This window comes from Pseudomonas sp. RIT778, assembly GCF_019718735.1.
Classification (GTDB): Bacteria; Pseudomonadota; Gammaproteobacteria; order Pseudomonadales; family Pseudomonadaceae; genus Aquipseudomonas; species Aquipseudomonas aphyarum.
In genome coordinates, this window is the sequence record NZ_JAIHBA010000006.1 from 1 (window position 1) to 21202 (window position 21202).

At 61.1% G+C, this 21202-nt stretch carries 20 protein-coding genes and 1 pseudogene; 13 read left to right on the forward strand and 8 right to left on the reverse strand.

Features of this window, described 5'->3' with window-relative positions:
* From K5E37_RS04730 to K5E37_RS04760, 7 genes are all read left to right on the forward strand, one after another.
* Positions 1 to 1352 (forward strand): ABC transporter ATP-binding protein (locus K5E37_RS04730; RefSeq protein ID WP_221533242.1); only part of this gene is annotated, 1352 nt, incomplete at its 5' end.
* The gene (locus K5E37_RS04735; RefSeq protein WP_085603604.1) at positions 1349 to 1657 is read left to right on the forward strand and encodes a (2Fe-2S)-binding protein; all 309 of its coding nucleotides are present in this window, start codon (positions 1349 to 1351) and stop codon (positions 1655 to 1657) included. The genes K5E37_RS04730 and K5E37_RS04735, both read left to right, overlap by 4 nt.
* Positions 1639 to 3015 carry an NAD(P)/FAD-dependent oxidoreductase gene (locus K5E37_RS04740; protein ID WP_221533243.1) on the forward strand — a complete coding sequence of 459 codons (1377 nt, stop codon included), beginning with the start codon at positions 1639 to 1641 and terminating at the stop codon, positions 3013 to 3015. Before K5E37_RS04735 ends, K5E37_RS04740 begins: the two co-directional genes overlap by 19 nt.
* Complete coding sequence (locus K5E37_RS04745) at positions 3012 to 4166, forward strand: FAD-binding oxidoreductase (protein WP_221533244.1); 1155 nt, start codon at positions 3012 to 3014, stop codon at positions 4164 to 4166. The genes K5E37_RS04740 and K5E37_RS04745 overlap by 4 nt, the downstream gene beginning before the upstream one ends.
* Positions 4163 to 5320, forward strand: a complete 1158-nt coding sequence (gene argE, locus K5E37_RS04750; protein WP_221533245.1) for an acetylornithine deacetylase — start codon at positions 4163 to 4165, stop codon at positions 5318 to 5320. The genes K5E37_RS04745 and argE overlap by 4 nt, the downstream gene beginning before the upstream one ends.
* A 123-nt stretch (positions 5321 to 5443) precedes the next feature.
* On the forward strand, positions 5444 to 6901 hold the full coding sequence (locus K5E37_RS04755) for an NAD-dependent succinate-semialdehyde dehydrogenase (RefSeq protein WP_221533246.1): 1458 nt from the start codon (positions 5444 to 5446) through the stop codon (positions 6899 to 6901).
* A 27-nt stretch (positions 6902 to 6928) separates the two neighbouring features.
* Positions 6929 to 8008, forward strand: a complete 1080-nt coding sequence (locus K5E37_RS04760) for a tartrate dehydrogenase (protein ID WP_074690552.1) — start codon at positions 6929 to 6931, stop codon at positions 8006 to 8008.
* Between the two features lie 54 nt (positions 8009 to 8062).
* Here K5E37_RS04760 and K5E37_RS04765 read toward each other — a convergent pair whose 3' ends face one another.
* A complete protein-coding gene (locus K5E37_RS04765) occupies positions 8063 to 8989 on the reverse strand; it encodes a glyoxylate/hydroxypyruvate reductase A (protein WP_221533247.1) in 927 nt (308 codons plus the stop codon).
* 286 nt (positions 8990 to 9275) lie between these two features.
* Between K5E37_RS04765 and gabT the strand changes: the two genes are divergently transcribed.
* From gabT to K5E37_RS04780, 3 genes are all read left to right on the forward strand, one after another.
* A complete protein-coding gene (gene gabT / locus K5E37_RS04770) occupies positions 9276 to 10568 on the forward strand; it encodes a 4-aminobutyrate--2-oxoglutarate transaminase (RefSeq protein ID WP_085603622.1) in 1293 nt (430 codons plus the stop codon).
* Between the two features lie 96 nt (positions 10569 to 10664).
* Positions 10665 to 11321, forward strand: coding sequence for a 2-haloalkanoic acid dehalogenase (locus K5E37_RS04775; protein WP_127798190.1), 657 nt, complete (start codon positions 10665 to 10667; stop codon positions 11319 to 11321).
* A 45-nt stretch (positions 11322 to 11366) separates the two neighbouring features.
* Entirely contained in the window at positions 11367 to 11855 is a 489-nt protein-coding gene (locus K5E37_RS04780) for an Lrp/AsnC family transcriptional regulator (protein ID WP_027616181.1), read from the forward strand.
* 59 nt (positions 11856 to 11914) lie between these two features.
* Here K5E37_RS04780 and K5E37_RS04785 read toward each other — a convergent pair whose 3' ends face one another.
* Positions 11915 to 13378, reverse strand: coding sequence for an aldehyde dehydrogenase family protein (locus K5E37_RS04785; RefSeq protein WP_221533248.1), 1464 nt, complete (start codon positions 13376 to 13378; stop codon positions 11915 to 11917).
* Between the two features lie 227 nt (positions 13379 to 13605).
* Here K5E37_RS04785 and K5E37_RS04790 point away from each other — a divergent pair, with 227 nt between their 5' ends.
* Both K5E37_RS04790 and K5E37_RS04795 read left to right on the forward strand, forming a co-directional pair.
* Positions 13606 to 14721, forward strand: coding sequence for an aromatic ring-hydroxylating dioxygenase subunit alpha (locus K5E37_RS04790; protein WP_221533249.1), 1116 nt, complete (start codon positions 13606 to 13608; stop codon positions 14719 to 14721).
* Positions 14722 to 14850: a YbdD/YjiX family protein gene (locus K5E37_RS04795; RefSeq protein ID WP_221533250.1), complete on the forward strand. Its 129-nt coding sequence runs from the start codon at positions 14722 to 14724 to the stop codon at positions 14848 to 14850.
* Between the two features lie 48 nt (positions 14851 to 14898).
* Here the strand turns inward: K5E37_RS04795 and K5E37_RS04800 are convergent.
* Positions 14899 to 15090, reverse strand: a pseudogene (locus K5E37_RS04800) (SDR family NAD(P)-dependent oxidoreductase); the annotation flags it as partial.
* A gap of 36 nt (positions 15091 to 15126) precedes the next feature.
* Positions 15127 to 15924, reverse strand: a complete 798-nt coding sequence (locus tag K5E37_RS04805) for an SDR family oxidoreductase (RefSeq protein ID WP_221533251.1) — start codon at positions 15922 to 15924, stop codon at positions 15127 to 15129.
* A 105-nt stretch (positions 15925 to 16029) separates the two neighbouring features.
* Here K5E37_RS04805 and K5E37_RS04810 point away from each other — a divergent pair, with 105 nt between their 5' ends.
* On the forward strand, positions 16030 to 17001 hold the full coding sequence (locus tag K5E37_RS04810) for a GlxA family transcriptional regulator (RefSeq protein WP_221533252.1): 972 nt from the start codon (positions 16030 to 16032) through the stop codon (positions 16999 to 17001).
* A gap of 27 nt (positions 17002 to 17028) precedes the next feature.
* Here K5E37_RS04810 and K5E37_RS04815 read toward each other — a convergent pair whose 3' ends face one another.
* The 4 genes from K5E37_RS04815 to K5E37_RS04830 all read right to left on the reverse strand — a co-directional run bounded on the left by K5E37_RS04815 (position 17029) and on the right by K5E37_RS04830 (position 21060).
* On the reverse strand, positions 17029 to 18051 hold the full coding sequence (locus K5E37_RS04815; protein ID WP_221533253.1) for a transketolase family protein: 1023 nt from the start codon (positions 18049 to 18051) through the stop codon (positions 17029 to 17031).
* The gene (locus K5E37_RS04820; protein WP_221533254.1) at positions 18048 to 18896 is read right to left on the reverse strand and encodes a transketolase; all 849 of its coding nucleotides are present in this window, start codon (positions 18894 to 18896) and stop codon (positions 18048 to 18050) included. Before K5E37_RS04820 ends, K5E37_RS04815 begins: the two co-directional genes overlap by 4 nt.
* 18 nt (positions 18897 to 18914) lie before the next feature.
* Positions 18915 to 20213 carry an MFS transporter gene (locus K5E37_RS04825; RefSeq protein WP_221533255.1) on the reverse strand — a complete coding sequence of 433 codons (1299 nt, stop codon included), beginning with the start codon at positions 20211 to 20213 and terminating at the stop codon, positions 18915 to 18917.
* Positions 20214 to 20310: 97 nt separating this feature from the next.
* Complete coding sequence (locus K5E37_RS04830; protein ID WP_064381592.1) at positions 20311 to 21060, reverse strand: SDR family NAD(P)-dependent oxidoreductase; 750 nt, start codon at positions 21058 to 21060, stop codon at positions 20311 to 20313.
* Positions 21061 to 21202 lie beyond the last annotated feature (142 nt).

The window sequence follows — 21202 nt, forward strand, 5'->3', positions numbered from 1 at the left end:
TGGCGGCAATGGCGCTGATCAGTGATCCGTTGCTGGTCATCCTCGACGAGCCGACCACGGCGCTCGATGTGACGACCCAGATCGACGTGTTGCGTGCGTTCAAGCGCGTGGTACGTGACCGTGGCGCGACAGCGGTGTATGTGTCCCATGACCTGGCCGTGGTGGCGCAAATGGCCGATCAGATCGTCGTGCTCAATGGCGGCCAGATCTTCGAGCAAAGCGCCACGGCGGCGCTGCTCAAAGGCCCGAGTCATGAATACACGCGCAGTCTGCTGGCGGCCGCGCGGCCGGACACGACCATCCGTCCACCTTGCGGAATTGCCGAAGAAACTCCGCTGCTGACCATTCGCGGCCTGACCGCCGGTTACGGCAACAAGAACACCCAGGGCATGCCGGCCATTCGTGTACTGGAAGATATTGATCTGACCGTGCGCCGGGGCCAGGCGATTGGCGTGATCGGCGAGTCGGGTTCGGGCAAGTCAACGCTGGCCCGCGTGGTGGCCGGCTTGCTCACGCCAGCATTGGGCGGGCTGACCTTCGACGGGCAACCGCTGGGCGGTTGTCTGTCCGAACGCACCGACGAGCAATTCCGGCGGATCCAGATGGTGTTCCAGAACGCCGACACGGCGCTCAATCCGATGCATACCATCAGCACGATTCTGAGTCGGCCGCTGAAGATGTATTTCAACCTCAAAGGCGCGGCGTTGCGCGAGCGCATCGGCGAATTGCTGGATCTGGTGCGCCTGCCGCGAGCCCTGGCCGAACGTCGTCCGAACGAGTTGTCCGGCGGGCAAAAGCAGCGGGTGAACCTGGCGCGGGCCCTGGCGGCCAAACCCGATCTGATCCTCTGCGATGAAGTGACCTCGGCGCTGGACACCGTGGTCGGTGCAGCGATTCTTGAATTGCTCCGCGATTTGCGTCAGCAGCTCGGCGTGTCCTACCTGTTCATCAGTCATGACATCTCCACCGTACGCGCGCTGTGCGATGACGTGGTGGTGATGTACAGCGGCCACAAGGTTCAGGCCGGCAGCCGCCAGTCATTTGCGCAGGCACCGTACCATCCTTACACCGATCTGTTGATTCACTCGGTGCCGGAGCTGCGCCAGGGCTGGCTGGAAACCTGCGGGACGACTTGCGGTGAACTGCCGCCCATCGGGCCCAAAGCCAATGTCGCCGAGCTGTGCACCTTCCTCAATCGCTGCCCGGTGCGCGTCGATGGCCTGTGCAACCGTACTGCACCCGAGCGCCGAATCATCGACGGTGGCAGTGAAATTCTCTGCCACCACGACAGCGTCGAACTGCTGAAAACCCAGCGGGACGTGACCACCTTGAATCAGGGAGCCTATGCATGAGTGCTCGTTTTGTGAGACTGGCCGAGCAGGGCCGGGTGACCGTCGGGTTGACCGTGGATGGCGTGCCCATCAAGGCGTTGCAGGGCGACACACTGATGGTCGCATTGCTCACTCAGGGCAATGCGTTGCGCCAGTCGGAATTCGATTCCGGTCGACGTGCCGGGTTCTGCCTGATGGGTGCCTGCCAGGATTGCTGGGTGTGGACGCGCAGCGGCGAACGTCTGCGTGCGTGCTCCAGTGAAGTCCGTGAAGGGCTGGATCTCGTCACCACACAACCGGAGGCGACATGGCCACTGCACGGGTAGTTATCGTCGGCGCCGGCCCTGCGGGGATTCGCTGCGCCGAGACGTTGGTGAAGGCCGGCTTCAAACCGGTCCTGATCGATGAAAATCGCCGCGACGGCGGCCAGATCTATCGGCGCCAACCCGAAGGTTTCACCCGCGACTACCGCGCGCTGTACGGGACTGAAGCGGCCAAGGCGCGCGACCTGCACGAGAGTTTCGAGCGCTTGCGCCCACACATCGATTACCGGCCCGACACGCTGGTGTGGAATCTGGTGCCCAGGCAGTTGAGCTGCGTCAGTCAGGGTCACCATACGACGGTGGACTTCGATGCGTTGATCCTGTGCACCGGCGCCACGGACCGTTTGATGCCCGTTGAAGGCTGGCAGCTGGCGGGCACCTACAGCCTCGGCGGGGCGCAGATCGCGCTCAAGTCGCAGGCGGTTTCCATCGGCCATCGCGTGGTGTTCATGGGCAGTGGTCCACTGCTGTATCTGGTGGCCAGCCAGTACGTGAAGGCCGGCGCCAACGTCGCTGCGGTGCTTGATACATCGCCGATGAGCAAACGCATTGTCGCACTGCCGAAGATGCTCGCGCGGCCCGGGGTGTTGCTCACCGGGATGAAACTGTTGGCGCAGTTGTATCAGGCGAAAATACCGGTGCATCTGGGGATCAAGCCGGAGCTCATATCGGGAGATGCCACCCACGGCGTCAGTGGCGTGCGCGTGCGCACAGCCAAGGGCGAAACCCTGGACATCGATTGCGATGCCGTGGCCCTGGGGTATCACTTGCGTCCGGAAACCCAGCTGGCCGATCTGGCCGGGTGCCGCATGCGTTTTGATGAAGCGTCCGGCCAATGGTGGCTGGCGCTTGATGAAGAGGGCCGCACTTCGGTCAGCGGTGTGTATGCCGCCGGCGACGGGGCAAAGATTCGCGGTGCCGATGCGGCTGAACATGCCGGACGTCTGGTGGCGATGGCGCTGCTGGAGGATCAGCAACAACCGGTGGATGCCGGTTTGCGCGCAGAGCAACGGCGTGCACTGGCGGTGATGGATCAGTTCCGCCTCGGTCTGGCGCAGGCATTTCCCTGGCCCGCCGAACAGGCCGGGGCCTTGCCGGATTCGGCGATCGTCTGTCGCTGCGAGATGATCAGCGCGGGCGAACTGCGCCGTACGGTCAGTGAAAAGGGCGCGTGTGAAGTCAATCGGGCCAAAGCCTTCAGTCGGGTCGGCATGGGCCGTTGCCAGGGACGCTACTGCTCGCAGGCCGGCGCCGAAGTGATTGCCGCCGCGGCCGGCGTCAGTGTTCAGCAGGTCGGCCGCCAACGCGGTCAGGCCCCCGTCAAACCGTTGCCGATGGTGATCATCGAGGAACCGACATGAACCCGCAGAAAAGTGATGTATTGATTATCGGCGGCGGCATCATGGGTGCGGCGTCAGCGTTTTTTCTGCGCCAGCGTGGGCACTCCGTGACCCTGCTCGAGCGCGACCAGATTGGCCAATACGCCAGCGGCGTCAATTTCGGTAACGTACGGCGTCAGGGCCGTTATCTGGGGCAACTGGAATTGGCCAACCGTTCGTTTGCGCTGTGGAAGCGCTTGCCGGAGCTGATTGACGACGATCTGGAGTTCATCGCCAGCGGCCACATGCGCGTGTGTTACCGCGAAGACGAAATTGCCGAGCTCGAAGCGTATGCCGCTGCACCGGAAGCGGCGCAACTGGATCTGCAGGTCTATCGCGGCGCTGAACTGCATCGGCGCTTTCCGTTTCTGGGGCCGGACGTGAAGGGGGGCTCCTACGCGCCGCATGACGGTCACGCCAACCCGCGTCTGGCGGCGCCGGCATTTGCCCGGGCGGCGCGGCGGATCGGTGCGCGTATCGAAGAACAGACCGAAGTGGCCCAGGTGCAGAAAACCGCAGGCGAGTTCAGCGTCACCACCACCGATGGCCGGCAATATCGCGCCGCACAACTGCTGATCACCGCCGGCGCCTGGGGCGAGAAACTGTCCGCGCAGTTCGGCGAACCGGTTCCGCTGGACACCCATGGCCCGCAGATGGCGGTGACGGAACCGGTGCCATACGCCTTGCCGACGGTGATTGGGGTGTTCACCAAAATCCCTGAGGAAGTCATTTATTTCCGGCAGATTCCGCGCGGCAACATCATCATTGGCGGCGGCTATCGCAGCAAACCGGACATGCTCAATCGCCGCGCTTATGTCGAGCCGCGCAGCATCCTCAACCAGATCCGGCAAATGCGCCGACTGCTGCCGGGTGTCGGCAATCTGAACATCATCCGGGTCTGGAGCGGCATCGAAAGCTATCTGCCGGACTCGCTGCCGATCATGGGGCCAAGCGGTACGGTCGATGGCCTGTATTACGCGTTCGGCTTCTGTGGTCATGGCTTCCAGTTGGGGCCGGGCGTCGGTGACGTCATGGCTGAGTTGATCAGCACCGGCAGCACTTCCACGTTGATCGAACCCTTTTCCATAAGCCGGTTCGCCCCCTTGGCCGAACAACGGAGCAAAGCCTCATGAAACCCCGTGTACTGGAGATTCTCAAACGATTGATTGCGTTCGATACCGTGTCATCGGAGTCGAACATGGCGTTGATCGAGTACGTTCGCGAGCTGCTGCTGAGCAAGGGCATAGAGTCGCTGATCGTCAAGGACGAAAGCGGCAAGAAGGCCAACCTGTTTGCCAGTACCGGTCCGAAAGACCAACCGGGCATTCTGCTGTCCGGACACACCGACGTGGTGCCAGCAGCGGGGCAGGCGTGGACGGTTCCACCGTTCCAGGTGACGGAGCAGAACGGGCGGATTTACGGGCGCGGCAGTTGCGACATGAAAGGCTTTATCGCGCTGGCCATCGACGCCATGCTTGAGGCTGCCGAACATTCCCTCAGCCGTCCGCTGCAACTGGCGCTGTCACACGACGAGGAAATCGGCTGCGTTGGCGTGCGGCGTTTGCTCGATGTGCTGCACCTGGCGCCGGTGCGGCCGTTCCTGTGCCTGATCGGCGAACCGACCAACATGCAGTTTGTGCTGGGGCACAAGGGCAAGGGCTCGTATCGCACCTATTGTCGAGGGCTGGAGGCGCATTCTTCGCTGGCGCCGCGCTCGGTCAACGCAATCCACGTGGCCTGCGATTTCATTGCAGCGTTGCGTGAATCCCAGCGTCAACTGCAGGAGCAGGGCGCCCGGGATGCCGATTACGACGTGCCTTACACCACCGTGCACGTGGGCCAGATCGGCGGTGGCCGGGCGCTGAATATCGTGCCGAATCTGTGCACGGTGGATTTTGAAGTGCGCAATTTGCCGGCCGATGATCTGGAACAGATCCTCGCGCAGATGCAGGAGCGTGCCGAGGTGATCGTGCGCGAGGCGCAGAAGCTCTCGAGCGTGGCGGCCATCGAGATTGAAACGGTCAACGTCTACCCCGGACTGGACACCCACCCGAGCGTCGAAGCGGTACGGTTCCTGAAAAATTTCGCGGCGCCGGATACCGCGACGTCCAAGGTTTCGTTCGGTACGGAAGGCGGGTTGTTCAAGCAGCGTCTGGATGTGCCGGTGGTTGTCTGCGGGCCAGGTTCGATCGAGCAGGCGCACAAGCCCGACGAGTTTATCGAGATCAGTCAGATGGAGGCGGGGGAGCGCTTTCTGGAGGGTTTGCTCGGTTCGCTGAAACGATAGAAAACAGCAGTTCTGCTGTTCCACCGCCAATTTCAGCAGCCGACACTGTCCGCTACGCGCTTTCAGCATCCTCATCCGTCGAGTCTCCCTAGACTGGAATCTGTCTCGGATCAGGACTCGACCATGCTCAAGAATCGTTTGAAAGACCCCGGTCTTCTCGCAGAACTCGCTTATGTGAACGGCCAGTGGATCGGCGCAGATGACCGCGCGACCCTGGATGTCGTCGACCCGGCCAGCGGCGAATTGATCGGCCGCGTGCCCGCCATGCAAGGCGTGGAAACCCGACGCGCCATCGATGCCGCCGAACGGGCCTGGCCCGCCTGGCGAGCACGACCGGCCGCCGAACGTGCGGCGCTGCTGGAGCGTTGGTATCAGGCGATGATCGACAACCTCGACGATCTGGCGCTGATCATGACCTGCGAACAAGGCAAGCCGCTGAATGAAGCCAAAGGTGAAATCCGCTACGGCGCGGGTTTCGTCAAATGGTTTGCCGAAGAGGCGCGGCGGATTTACGGCGAAACCATGCCGGCGCCCAGCGGCGACCGCCGACTGTTGACCCTCAAGCAACCGGTGGGTGTCTGCGCGGCGATCACGCCCTGGAACTTCCCCAACGCAATGATTACCCGCAAGTGTGCACCGGCCCTGGCGGCAGGGTGCCCGATCATCGTCAAACCGTCGGATCTGACGCCGCTGTCAGCGCTCGCATTGGCGGTGTTGGCTGAGCGCGTCGGCATTCCGGCCGGGGTGTTCAATGTGCTGACCGGCATGCCCGCCGGGATTGGCGAAGAGCTGACCGGCAACCCGACGGTGCGCAAGATTTCTTTCACCGGTTCCACAGCGGTGGGCCGTTTGCTGATGCGCCAGAGTGCCGAACACATCAAGCGATTGAGCCTGGAACTCGGCGGCAACGCACCGTTCATTGTGTTTGACGACGCTGATCTTGAGCAGGCGATTACCGGGATCATGCTGAGCAAGTTTCGCAACGCCGGGCAGACCTGCGTCTGCGCCAATCGGATTCTGGTACAGAACGGCATTTACCCGCGTTTTGCCCAGCGTCTGGTCGAGGAAGTCGGCAAGCTCAAGGTCGGCAATGGCCTGCAGGACAACGTGACCATCGGCCCGCTGATCAACAAGGCGGCCGTGAGCAAGGTGGCCCGTCACATCGATGATGCCTTGAGCCAGGGTGCGCAGCTGCTTTGCGGCGGCGTTCCGCAGGGCGACAGTCAATTTGTGCAGCCGACGGTGCTTGGCGATGCCCACGCCGGCATGCTCCTGGCCAACGAAGAAACCTTCGGACCGGTCGCGCCACTGATGCGGTTCACCGACGAAGCCGAAGCCTTGGCGCTGGCCAATGCCACACCGTTTGGCCTTGGCGCTTATTACTTCACTCAAGACTTGCGTCGCTCATGGCGTTTCGGCGAAGCGCTGGAATTCGGCATGGTCGGCCTCAACACCGGAATCATCTCCATGGAGGTCGCGCCGTTCGGCGGCATCAAGCAATCGGGGCTGGGCCGTGAAGGCAGCAAATACGGTCTTGACGAATACCTTGAAGTCAAAGCCTTCCACATCGGCGGCTTGTAACTTCACAACAACGGGGAGCCATAACTGATGAGCAAGGTCTTCAAGATCGCCGCGATTGCCGGCGACGGGATTGGCAAGGAAGTGCTGCCCGAGGGGCTGCGGGTTCTGGAGCAGGCCGCGAAAAAATGGCAGCTGGACTTGAGCATTGAAGTGCTCGACTGGGCGCATTGCGATTACTACCTGGAACACGGGCAGATGATGCCCGAGGACTGGTTCGAACAGCTCAAGGGCTTCGACGCGATTTACTTCGGCGCCGTGGGCTGGCCGGAGAAAGTGCCGGACCATATTTCCCTGTGGGGGTCGCTGCTGAAATTCCGTCGCGACTTCGACCAGTACGTGAATATCCGCCCGGTGCGCTTGTTCCCCGGGGTGCCATGCCCGTTGGCCGGGCGCGAACCGGGGGACATCGATTTCGTGGTGATTCGCGAGAACACCGAAGGTGAATATTCATCGGTCGGCGGCAAGATGTTCGAAGGCACCGAGCATGAGTTCGTGCTGCAGGAATCGGTCTTCACTCGCCGGGGTGTCGACCGGATTCTCAAGTTTGCCTTCGACCTGGCCCAGACCCGGCCACGCAAGCGGTTGACCGCAGCGACCAAGTCCAACGGCATTTCGATCAGCATGCCTTATTGGGACGAGCGCACCGCGCTGATGGCTGCGCAGTACCCGGAAGTGACGTGGGACAAGCAGCACATCGATATCTTGTGCGCGCGGTTCGTTCTGCAACCGGATCGGTTCGATGTGGTGGTGGCGTCCAACCTGTTCGGCGACATCCTCTCCGACCTGGGGCCGGCGTGTGCCGGAACCATCGGCATTGCGCCGTCGGCCAACCTTGATCCGCAGCGACGTTTTCCGTCGCTGTTCGAGCCGGTGCATGGTTCGGCGCCGGACATCTATGGGCAGAACATCGCCAACCCGATTGCGATGATCTGGTCCGGGGCGCTGATGCTCGATTTCCTGGGCAACGGTGACGAGCGTTATCGCGCAGCACACGACGGGATCCTGCAGGCAATCGAGCGGGTGATCGCCGAGGGACCGATTACCCCGGACCTGGGCGGGAAGGGCTCGACCCAGGATGTCGGCAGGGCCATCGCCGAGTTCCTCTGAAGCATCGTCATCCTCTGCATGAGTGAGCCTGCTCGCTCGTGCAGAGGGTCTGAATCAGTAACCTTTGTTGCGGTCGATCTGACCGCTCATGGACTCGCCGCGTTCGAAGCGGCGGATATTTTCCAGCAGGACAGCAAATGCACTATCCGGCTGGGTCATTGCCGCGATATGCGGCGTCAGCAGAATCTGCGGGTGGCCCCAGAAAGGATGATCCGCCGGCGCCGGTTCGTTCTGCACCACATCCAGCACCGCGCCGCTGAGTTGCCCGCTGTCCAGCGCTTCGAGCAAGTCTTCTTCCACCAGATGCCCACCGCGCCCCATGTTGATCAGTGCCGCGCCACGCGGTAATTGGCGAAAAAACTCACGATTGAGAATGCCACGGGTCTGCTCGGTCAGCGGTAATACGCACATCACAATGTCGCACTGGCTCAGAAACGCCGGCAGTTGCTCGCGACCGGCAAAGCACTCGACGCCGGCAATCCGATGCGCACTGCGCGCCCAGCCCTTAAGGGCAAAGCCCAAGGGCTGCAAGGTGGCGAGAATCTGCTGCGCCTGAGTTCCGAGGCCCATCACCCCCACCCGACGCTGATGCGCCGGCTGCAACAGGTGCGCCTGCCAGCACCGCGCCATCTGCTGCTGGCGATAGCGCAACATATCCCGGTGCAAAGCGAGCACGGCAAAACTGGCGTACTCGCACATGCCTTGAGTGATCCCGGGATCGAGCAGGCGCACCACTGGAAGATTCGGCGGGATGCGGCTCAGATCCAGTTGATCGACGCCGGCCGACAATGCAAACAACACCTGCAGATTCGGCAGCACCGTCTGCAGATCTTCCGGCGCCTGCCACGCCGCCAGGTACTTGATGTCTGTGGGATCGCCGATGTCCGGCCAGGCGCGCCATTCGATGTCCGGGGCATGTTCGGCGAACAGTGCTTTCCACCGTTCGCCGCGCACGGGGTCAGCTTTGTAGAGCAGGGCCATGGTCAATTCCTGAGGAGGTTGAAGGTGCTCCCATGATCGCCCAACGCCAGAGCAGGATCTGTCGAAAGCAGCGCTGCGAACACTGCGCGTCACCTCATATACGCACGCGGCCGGCAGATTCGGCGGCCTGAAGGAATCTGCCGTTTGGCAGGGTGAAAACAGTCGATCCGGATTTCTCAGGGGGCAAGTTCGGCGTTGTTCGTTCCGCACAAGTCTTAATCTTAAGATCCTCTGTAACCACCTCCTGCATTCACTCCGGGCTGCCGGATTCACGAAGGGAAATGCCATGAACAGCCAAGTCGACCAAACGCCTCATTTACTCCGTCAGCGTGATCAGTTCGTGCCACGCGGACTGGTCACCGCTCATCCACTGGTGATTGATCGCGCCCAAGGGGCTGAATTGTGGGACGTGGACGGCCAGCGTTACCTGGACTTCGTCGGCGGCATCGGGGTGCTGAACATCGGCCATAACCATCCCAAAGTGGTTGCAGCGGTGCAGGCCCAATTGCAAAAAGTCTCGCACGCCTGCTTTCAGGTGGTGGCCTACAAGCCGTATCTGGATCTGGCCCAGCGTTTGTGCGAAATGATAGGTGGCGAGGAACATTACAAAGCAGCGTTCTTCACCTCCGGCGCCGAAGCCGTGGAGAACGCGGTGAAAATCGCCCGCGCTCACACCAACCGCTCTGCGGTGATCTCCTTCCGCGGCGGTTTCCATGGACGCACCTTGCTCGGCACCACGCTGACCGGCATGAGCCAGCCCTACAAACAGAACTTCGGGCCATTCGCGCCGGAGGTATTTCACACGCCATATCCAAATGCCTATCGCGGCGTTACCAGCGAAATGGCGCTCAAGGCGCTGGACGAGTTGCTCGCCACTCAGGTTGCGCCGGAGCGGGTTGCGGCGATCATCATTGAACCGGTGCAGGGCGACGGTGGCTTCCTTGCGGCGCCGGCACAGTTCCTTCAGGCATTGCGCGAGTTGACCCACAAGCACGGCATCGTGCTGATCCTCGATGAAATCCAGACCGGATTCGGCCGCACCGGCAAGTGGTTCGGTTTCCAGCACGCCGGCATCCAGCCTGACCTGGTCACCGTCGCCAAGAGTCTGGCCGGGGGGCTGCCGTTGTCGGGCGTGGTCGGCAGAGCTGAAATCATGGATTCGCCGTTGCCCGGAGGCCTCGGCGGCACCTACGGCGGCAATGCACTGTCCTGCGCCGCGGCCCTGGCGGTGATCGACGCTTACGAAGAAGAGAAACTGCTCGAACGTGGCGATGCATTGGGCAAGCGCCTGCGTGAAGGTCTGCTGCAGTTGCAGCGCCGTCACCCGCAGATCGGTGACGTACGCGGCACCGGTTTCATGCTGGCCATCGAGCTGGTCAAGAATGATGAAGCGCGCTCCCCGGATGCGGATCTGAACCAGCGTGTGATCGATGAAGCGCGCAAAGGTGGCTTGCTGGTGATCAAGTGCGGCGTCTATCGCAACGTCTTGCGCTTCCTCGCGCCACTGGTGACGACCGAAGCGCAGATCGACGAAGCGTTGCAGATTCTGCAGGCTGCATTGGCACGGGTATTGAACTGATGTCCGCCGGGTTCAGCGGCGCGGTCGCTGGCCAGCGTCGCTGAACCTTTTTGGCGCACTGATTGATGAAACGCATCATCGGAGGCTGTGTACACCATGGGGCTGACTGATTATCGAGCACTGCTCATCGATTGCGACGAAGTCCTGGTTGACCGCGACTCGGGTGTCTGGGCAGCGTTGCAACCGTTGCTCGACAGCCGGGGCGGGCGCCCGGACAAGGAACAGGTGCTGGGCGAGTTTCGCGAGGTGGTGCAGGGGCTCTATCCCCGCTTTGCCGAACTGGGCTTCAGTGGATTGCTGTGTTTTGCCCATCGCCAATTGGCCGAGCGCTGGAGCCTGAAAGCCAGTTGGGAGGAGGGCATGAGTTTCGCGCGTTCTGCTGCCAACTGGTCATTGTTCGAAGACGCACCGGGAGCGATGCTGTACTTGCGCAAGTTTTATCGCCTGTTGGTGGTGGGCGACCGGGATGCCGAGGATCGCGCCGTGTTGTGCGAGCATCTGGGGATTGTGGCCGATGACTTTATTTCGCTGGCCAGCGATCCGCTGCGGGACGAGGAATGGTTGAATGCCAACGAGCTGAAGCCGGTACACATTCTGCGGGTAACCCGACCCGCCGCCCGCGGCCCGGCGCTGACCGATGTGTGTCTGATCGGTCGCGAACGGGGCAAACAACCGACCCCCTGCGCTGCGGATTATTGCATCAACAGCATGGCTGACCTGGTCGCACAACATCAGCTGTCTTTACGGCGCTGATTTTGCTAGTAGATTGTCCTACAAATGGCAGTCAAGAGGTTCGCAATGGAAGGTTTAGTCAAACTGGACCGCATCGACATCAGTATCCTGGTTGAGTTGCAGAAGGACGGGCGCATGACCAATGTCAGCCTGGCCGACGCCGTGGGATTGTCGGCCAGCCCCTGTCTGCAACGGGTCAAGCGGCTGGAATCGGCCGGGTACATTTCCAGCTACAAGGCACACCTGAACCTGGCGAAGATCACCGAATCGGTAACGGTCTTCACCGAAATCACCCTGAGTGACCACAAGCGCGAAGACTTCGCCAAGTTCGAGTCGAACATTAGGTTGGTGGATGAGGTGCTCGAGTGCCATTTGATCAGTGGTGGCTACGATTATCTGGTGCGCTTCATGACGCGCAGTATTCAGCACTATCAGGAAGTGATTGAAAGCCTGCTGGATAAAAACATCGGCATTTCCAAGTACTTCAGCTACATCGTTATCAAGTCCCCAGTGCTCAAGGACGGTGTGCCGTTGCGCAAGTTGTTGCGGCACTGAAGCTCACTACATCCATCAGGCGCAAACAGGGGGGACAGCTGACTGTCCCCCATTGTGTGCTAGCCACCAAAGCCGACGATGGCTTTGGTTTCCAGATATTCCTCAAAGCCGTAGACACCAAATTCACGACCATTGCCCGATCGTTTGTAGCCACCGAACGGGGCCATGGGATTCCAGGCCGGGTGGTTGAGCAGCACTTGTCCTGCGCGGATGCGTGAGGCAACGGCACGTGCATGATCAAGGTCGCGGGATTGAACGTGGGCGCTCAGTCCATACACCGTGTCGTTGGCGATCGCGACAGCCTCATCGAGCGTTTCATAGGCAATGATGCACAGCACGGGCCCGAAGATTTCCTCCTGGGCAATGCGCATGTTCGAATCAACCTCGGAAAATACAGTCGGTCGGGCATAGAAGCCCGTTTCATGACCGGGCATCCGTCCTGGTCCGCCGCAGACGAGTTTGGCCCCTTCACTCAGGCCCGATTCGATCATGGCTTGCACACGCTTGAACTGAGCCTCATTGGCTATCGGACCGAGTACCGTCTCTTCCGATTGCGGATCCCCCACGATGATCGCGTTGGCGGTTGCGGCGGCCAGTGCCTCGACTTCCGCCAGCCGGTCCCTTGGTACGATCATTCTGGTCGGGGCGCTGCAGGATTGCCCGACATTGCGAAATGCCGTCATCACGCCCAGTGGCACGACGTTGGCGAAGTCGGCATCGGGCAGCAGCACGTTGGGGGACTTGCCGCCCAGTTCCTGAGTGACGCGTTTCACCGTAGGGGCGGCCGCCTGTGCGACCAGCGCGCCTGCACGGTTTGAACCGGTGATCGAAATCATATCGATATCCGGGTGCGCAGCCATGGCGCCGCCGACCTCGGAGCCCGTGCCATTCACCAGATTGAAGACACCCGGTGGCAGGCCGGCGTCATGTACCAGTTGGGCGAAAAGAAGGGCGCTCAGCGGTGACAGTTCGCTGGGTTTCAGCACCACTGTGCATCCGGCCGCAATTGCCGGAGCCACCTTGGCGGTGATTTGATAAAGCGGCCAGTTCCAGGGGGTGATGAGCCCGCAGACGCCGATGGGTTCGCGTTCAATCGCCGTGCCGCCTTCAACCGTCTGGAAGCGATAGGTGGACAGCAGATCACGGGCAATCCGAACGTGTTCGGCCGCCAAAGGCACTTGCATCGCTCGGGCGAAACCGATGGCAGCACCCATTTCCAGAGAGAGCGACTGCGCAAGCGACTCTTTTCGTTCAAGGATCAGGTCGTAAATCTTCCCAAGAAAACCCGCGCGCGCTTCGGCGGAAGTCGCAGACCAGCGAGGAAACGCCGCACGCGCTGCAGCGACGGCCCGATCAACGTCTTCGGCCGATCCGCTGGCAACCTCTGCAACTACGCTTTCAGTCGCCGGATTGACCACGGGCAAACTGCCAGGCGTTGCCGGCGAACACCAGCCACCATTGATATAAAACTGTTGAAACGTATGCGAATCCACGGCGTAGGTATTCGAAGATTGTGTTGTCATCCAACTAGCTCCTTAAAGGACTGATGGGGGCTGCTAACAGCAGGAGGAGGGAGGGCAGAGCGGCGCCAGGGCACCGGTACATGCGGTGCCCTGTGGTTTGAATAAGCTAACAAAAGGGCTCAGTCGAAATATGCCGTTCTTGAAGTCGGCAAGGGATAATCTGCTGTATCTCAGGGGCTGACGTTGTCTCTGTTTTATCTTTCCAACCTGACAGGTCGCACGCACTCATGCTCACCAACCTCTGGTACGTCGTTCTTCCATCGTCGCAGTTGACTGACGGACTGATGCCGGTTCGTTTGCTCGGACAGCCTTTTGTTGCGTTCCGTGATGACGCTGGCGTCGCTCACGTGCTTTCGGATGTTTGCGTGCATCGCGGCGGATCGTTGTCGGGCGGCAGAAGGGTGGGCAACAGTGTGCAATGCCCCTATCACGGCTGGCGATTTGGGGCGGATGGGGTTTGCACGCATATACCTGCGCAGCCGGACCTGCGAATTCCGGCCAAGGCCCGCGTTGACGCTTATCCGACGCTGGAGCGTTACGGCTGGATCTGGGCATTTCTAGGAGACCTGCCTGAGCCTGAGCGTCCGCCGCTACCCGCACTTGACTGGATCGACGATCCTGCCGTGCAGGTGGTATCGGGCCATTTTGACTGGGAGGCCAGTTGGGACCGGATTATTGAAAACGGTCTTGATTTTGCGCATGCGCCGTTTGTTCATGGCTCAACCTTCGGCGATCCGGATCACCCCGAGATTGAATCGTTTGAAGTCGAAAGCGATATGTGGAGCGGCAGCGCACAAATGCTTATGCGCAGGCCTGCGCGCAAAGGGCTGTTGCGGCGCAAATCGTCCACCGAGTTTGTCAGTGTGGTCACTGTGCCGGGGTTTCATTGGTCTGGCCCGTGTACAACGCTGGAGCTTGAATTGCCGAATGGATGGAGGATCTACATCGTCTCGGCGCATGTTCCGATTGACGCCAATCGCACGCGAACCTGGTGGATGATGGGCAGAACATTCCTGCGCTCCCGACTGCTGGATCGCCGGTTCGTTGCCAGCAATATCCGAATCTTCGAACAAGATCACGCTGTGCTGAAAAACGTGCGGCCCGAGCGCGTGCCGGACTCGTTTCAGCAAGAGGTTTCATTGAAATCCGATGCACTGCAGATTGCCTTTCGCAGAGGCGTGCTGGCACTGGAGCAGCGCGGCTGGCGTATCGATGAAGAGCGTCTTGCGCGCACGTTTACGGGGCGTATGGCGTGCGCGGTTCCCGGCCCCGAACGTCGTCATGTTCGCGCTTGGGCGATTGAGCCCATTCCCTTGGTGGACGTTACCCACGAACGAGAATAGATGGGTGTCGATCTGGCACTCCGAACCGCCAGTCATCCAGGCGAGCCGGTAATGACCTACAAAGAGTTTTTCGAAGAGCGGCAAAAAGCCCGTTACGGCGGACGGCAATGCACGACGCGTTGCTGCTGATTTGGTCCTCAGCGCGCTCGTCGTCCATCGCCTTCAGATGTCCTCCTCTATGACTTCCTGGGCGACGGCCTTGATTTGCTGCGGGTCATTGATGTCCAGCTGGACGGTGTCGATTCCCGGATTGGCCCGAGCAATCTCATCCAGCAGGGCCTGGCGACGGCCCGCGATGATGACCTGATTGCCGCGCTGGTGAAATGCCTCGGCCAAAGCGCGGCCAATGCCGGAAGTGCCGCCGGTGAGCGCTGAGTTTCATGATTCATATCCTTTTGATAGCGATCAGTTGACGTTGTAGCGCGGCGCGAGCCGGTTGCTCGAGAGCCCGGAGAACAAGGCCTGGCGGCTGGCTTCGTAACGCTCGTAACCTTGCAGGTCGTGCATCGAGGGGATTGAGATCAGCACGCCGTTGTCGAAGTCCTGCAGGGCGCCGGCGACCAGGTCCTGGGCCGACATCACGATGCCCGGATCCAGATGCTCGACAGGCAATCCACCGATTTGCCAGAAGTCCGTCGCGGTTGCGCCTGGCAGGACAGCCTGAATCCGGATGCCTTTATCCGAGAGTTCCTTGTGCAGGGACTGGGTAAACGCGGTGACGTAGGCTTTACTGCCGCCGTACACGCCGTTGAGCAACTCCGGCGCCAGGCTGACGATCGACGAAATATTGATCACGGCGCCTTGTTCACGGGCGACAAAACCTGGAATCGCGGCGTAGGTCAGGCGGGTAAGGGCGGTGACGTTCAGCGTGATCATCTCGGCCATCCGCTCGACATCACTCTCCAGCAGGCCGGTATGGGTGCCGATACCGGCATTGTTGACCAGCAAGGTGATGCTGGCGTCCTCGCGCAACTTGCGTTCTACCTTGGCGAGGTCCTCGGGGCGGCCAAGATCGGCCTGCAACACTTCGATGTTCTGCCGGGTTTCGCTGGTCAGACGACTGGCCAGTGCGTTCAGACGTTCGCGGTTGCGCGCCACCAGCACGAGATCGTAACCCCGGCGGGCAAGGTGTTCGGCGTAAATCGAGCCGATTCCGGTGGACGCGCCGGTGATGAGCGCAGTGCCTTTGTATTGTTGCGTCATGATCAAGCTCCGTGGGTTGTTTGTGGAGCCATGATGAAGGAGGGGACTGATGTCTTAAACGACGTATATGGTAGTGTTTAAGGACATTAAAAAAGGAGTTCAGTCATGCATCGCGTCGGCTATCTGATTACCGAGGGTTTTCAGGTGATGTCCCTGGCAACCCAGGCTGTATTCGAGTTCACCAACATCGTTGCGGGGGAAGATATCTACAAGATCCAGAACTTCTCGATCGACGGTGGGACAGTGCGTTCTTCGTTGGGCATGTACATCGACACGCTGCCTCTGGGCGCCCCGGGATTGGCCGACACCTGGATGATTACCGGTACGCTGACCCCCTTGAACCCGCCAGGTGAAGAGGTGCTGGCCTGCGTGCGCGCCTTCGTCGATGGAGCTCGACGCACAGCAGGTTTGTGCACCGGCTCGTTCGTTCTGGCGCAGGCTGGGGTTCTGGACGATCGAAGGGCGACCACCCACTGGTCCTATGCGAACAAGCTCCGTGAGCTGCATCCAAGAATCGAGGTCGAGGAAGACCGGATCTTTATCGTCGACGGTCCCGTCTGGACGTCGGCAGGCATGACAGCCGCGCTGGACATGGCGTTGGGCATGGTGGAAAAGGATCTGGGCACCGATGTGGCCAGGTCGGTGGCGCACAAACTGGTCATGCATCAACGGCGTTCGGGTGGGCAGTCCCAGCATTCGGAACTGCTTACGCTTGCTCCAAAGTCGGACCGTATCCAAAGCGCGCTGGAGTATGCGCGCACGCACCTGGACCGCCCGCTCAGCGTGGAGGAACTTGCCGACGTCGTGCACTTGAGTCCCAGACAATTCACCCGGGTGTTTACCGCCGAGACAGGCCAGTCACCGGCCAAGGCTGTTGAAAGCCTGCGTCTGGAGGCCGCTCGCGTGATGATCGAGCAAAGTCGTCACAGTCTGGACCGCGTGGCGAAGGAAACGGGGTTTCGAGACCGTCGCCACATGCGCGAAGTATTCATGCGAGGGTTTGGCGTTCCGCCGCAGGCGGTTCGAAGGGATGCCAGGCGGATCGGCCAGGGGGAATACACCTCATCGGGGCGCTAATCCGTAAGCACCCCTATCAGCCAGCGGTCAAAGCCAGGACTTGATTTGCGCGCAGACGGCCTCGGTGGAAATGCCGTAGCGATCATGCAGTGTCGGCAGTGCGCCGGCGTCGAGGAACGCGTCGGGCAACGCGATCTGCCTGAACGTCGGCGTCACGCCGTTGCGCAGCAGTACCCCGGCAACCGCTTCACCCAGCCCGCCAATAATCGAGCTGTTTTCTGCGGTAACCACCAGCCGGCCAGACTTGCGGGCCTCGGCGAGAATGGTCTGTTCATCCAGCGGTTTGATCGTCGGCACGTGTAGCACGGCGACATCGACGCCATCAGTCTGCAGCGCCTTGGCGGCCTCCAATGCGCGCATGGTCATCAACCCGGTCGAGATGATCAGGACATCGTTGCCGGTGCGCAGGGTCTTGGCCTTGCCGATCTCGAATTGATACCCGTACTCATCCAGCACCAGCGGCACGTTGCCGCGCAGCAGCCGCATGTAGACCGGCCCCTGATGCGCGGCGATGGCGGGCACGGCCTGTTCGATTTCCAGTGCGTCACAAGGGTCGACGATCATCAGGTTGGGCATCGCCCGGAAGATCGCCAGGTCATCGGTGGCCTGGTGGCTGGGGCCGTAACCGGTGGTGAGGCCGGGCAATCCGCAAACGATTTTGACGTTGAGGTTTTCCTCGGCAATCGCCATGCAGATGAAGTCATAGGCGCGACGCGAGGCGAACACCGCATACGTGGTGGCGAACGGTACGAAGCCTTCGCGGGCCATGCCTGCGGCCGCACTCATGAGCAACTGTTCGGCCATGCCCATCTGATAGAAGCGCTCGGGATGGGCCTTGGCGAAAATGTGCAGGTCGGTGTACTTGGAAAGGTCAGCAGAGAGGCCGACGATGTCCGGACGCTGATCCGCCAGTGCGGTCAATGCATGGCCAAAAGGTGCTGAGCGGGTGGCTTGGCCTTCGGAGGCAATCGAGGCAATCATCGCCGAGGTGGTCAGGCGCTTCTTGATCGGTTCGCCAGTCGAGGTCGGTGTGTTGGCTGCGTTGCTCATTGGTTTTTTCCTTCTTCAAGCGTGGTCAGTGCCAGATCCCATTCGTGTTCGTCCACACGGATGAAATGGGTCTTTTCGCGGTTTTCGAGGAAGGGCACACCTTTGCCCATGGTGGTGTCGCAGATGATCACCCGTGGCTGAGCGCCGGGGTGGTGGCGGGCGGCATCGAAGGCTTCGACCAGTGCGTCCAGATCATTGCCGTCGACGCGCTGGGTGAACCATCCGAACGCTTTCCAGCGATCCATGATGGGTTCGAACGACAGGATCTCGCTGGAGTGGCCGTCCGCTTGCTGATTGTTGACGTCGACGATGGCGATCAGGTTGTCGAGCTTCCAGTGCGAGGCCGACATCACGGCTTCCCAGGTCGAACCTTCGTTCAGCTCGCCGTCCGACAGCAGGTTGTAGACGAACGATGTCGAGCCCTTGCGCTTGAGACCCAGGCAGGCCCCGACGGCGATGCCCAGCCCCTGACCCAGCGAACCACCGGTGATTTCCATGCCCGGCGTGTAGGCGGCCATGCCCGACATCGGCAATCGGCTGTCATCCGAACCGTAGGTTTCAAGCTCATCGAGCGGAATGATCTCGGCTTCGATCAGCGCCGCGTACAGCGCAATCGCGTAGTGACCGATCGACAGATAGAACCGATCACGCGGCTCCCACGCCGGGTCTTCGGGGCGATAGCTCAGCGCATGGAAGTAGGCGACCGCGAGCAGGTCGGCGGCACCGAGGGCCTGACCGACGTAGCCCTGGCCTTGCACCTGGCCCATGCGCAAGGCATGGCGGCGAATGTTGTGGGCGCGCTCGGCCAGCGTCTGGGGTGTTGTGAATGAAAGGTTGGCAGTCATGGTGAATTCTCCTGTAAATCAACGATTGACCAGAGCGGGGGGAATGCGCAGGACCAGCGAGGCGCCGATCAGCAATACGCCGGTGATCAGATACATGCCGATAGCGCTGGAGCCGGTGAGTGTGGTTATCCAGCCAATCAGGTAGGGCGAGCAGAAGCCGGCAAGGTTGGCGAAACTGTTGACGGCGGCGATGCCTGCCGCAGCGGAGACACCGCCGAGCAGCGTGGTCGGGAGCATCCAGAACAGCGAGGTCGCTGACAGGATGCCGGAAGCCGCCAGGCACAGACTGAGAATGGACAGCATCACATTGCCTCCCATCAGCGCCGCGAGGGTCAGGCCGATGGCCCCGGCGATCATCGGCACGATCAGGTGCCAGCGGCGTTCGCGATGTTTGTCGCCACTGCGTCCGACCAGCAACATGGCGGCGATGGCACAGAGGTACGGCAGGCTGGTCAGCAGGCCGATCTTCATCGGATCGGAGACCCCGGCATTACGCACAAGGGTCGGCAGCCAGAAGGTGATTGCGTACTGCCCCATCACCACACAGAAATAGATCCCCGCGAGCAGCCAGAGGCGACGGTCACGAATGAATTCGCCCACGGACGCATGCGTCACCTTCTTCTGATCGTCCTCCGCCAGCTCACGCGTGATCAGGGCTTTTTCGTCGTCGTTGAGCCAACTGGCCTGATGCACGCCATCCTTGAGGTAGCTGAGCACCAGCAGTCCGACAACCACCGTAGGCACAGCCTCCAGCACAAACATCCATTGCCAGCCGGCCCAGCCGTGCATACCGGCGAAGTGGTTCATGATCCACCCGGAGAGCGGACCGCCGACCATGCCCGACAACGGGATGGCGATGAACCACAACACCGTCATGCGCGCGCGCCGGTAGGACGGAAACCAGTAGGTGAGGTACAGCAGCAGACCCGGCGCCAGGCCGGCTTCGGCAATGCCCAGCAGAAAGCGCAGGGCGTAGAACTGCCAGGCGGTTTCGACGAAGGCGAAGAGGGCGGAAACAATGCCCCAGGTGATCATGATGCGCGCGATCCAGACTCGCGCGCCGACCTTGTGCAGGATGATGTTGCTGGGCACTTCGCAGAGAAAGTAGCCGATGAAGAACATGCCGGCACCCAGCCCGTAGACTGTTTCGCTGAGCGCCAGATCGTTCATCATTTGCAGTTTGGCAAAGCCGACGTTGACGCGATCGAGGTAGGCGCACAGGTAGCACAGCATCAGGAACGGCATCAGGCGCCATGCGGTTTTACGGTAGGCGTTGGAACGCACCGCCGAAACGGCTTCGAGCGACAGGGTAGTCATGATGGTCTGATCTCTTGTTTTTATTGACCGCCGGGCAAGAATGCCCGGCCGTATCATCGATCCAGAACCGCACGGGCCGCGAGGCCCGCCACGTGTGTCAGTGAATTAGCATGCCGCCGTTCACATCCAGGGTGATGCCGGTCAGATAGGAGGACAGGTCGCTGGCCAGGAACAGCGCCGCATTGGCCACATCCTGCGCCTCGCCCAGACGACCCAGCGGAATGCCGTCGATGATCGCGTGGCGGCGTTCGTCCTGCATCAGGCCGCCAGTAATGTCGGTGTGAATCAGGCCGGGAGCAATGGAGTTGACGCGTACGTTGTCCGGCCCCAGTTCACGCGCCATGGCCTTGGCCAGACCCAGCACACCGGCCTTGGCGGCGCTGTAATGAGGCCCGCCAAAAATGCCGCCGCCGCGCTGCGCGGAAACCGAAGACATGCACACGATGCTGCCGCTGGCTTGCTGGCGCATGAGCGGAATCACCGCCTGGGACATCAGCAACGTACCGCGCAGGCTGACGTCCAGCACCTTGTCGTAATCACCGGGGCGGATATCGAGGGTCTTGAGGGGTTGGGTGATGCCGGCATTGTTGACCAGTATGTCGATCCGGCCAAAGTGTTCGATGACGGTGGCGACAGCCTGCTGCACCTGGGACTCGTCGGCGACGTTGGCAGCCAGGCCGAGATGACCCTCGCCCAAAGAGGCAGCGGCATCGCGGGCAGCGGATGCGTCCAGATCCAGAATCACCACCCGGGCGCCATGTTGAGCGAAGGTCGTAGCTGTCGCGCGGCCGATACCACGTGCGGAGGCAGCACCTGTGATGATCGCGACTTTGCCTTGAAGAAGCATGGGAGAAAACCTCTGATTGTTGTTATTGAGTCGGTCCGTGCAGAACCGATGACTCAGCTTGTCTCCCGTAACGACCCTGAGCAATAACGCAAACTTCACTGGATGCTGAAAAAAATTCAGCACTCGCCAACATGCGATTGCG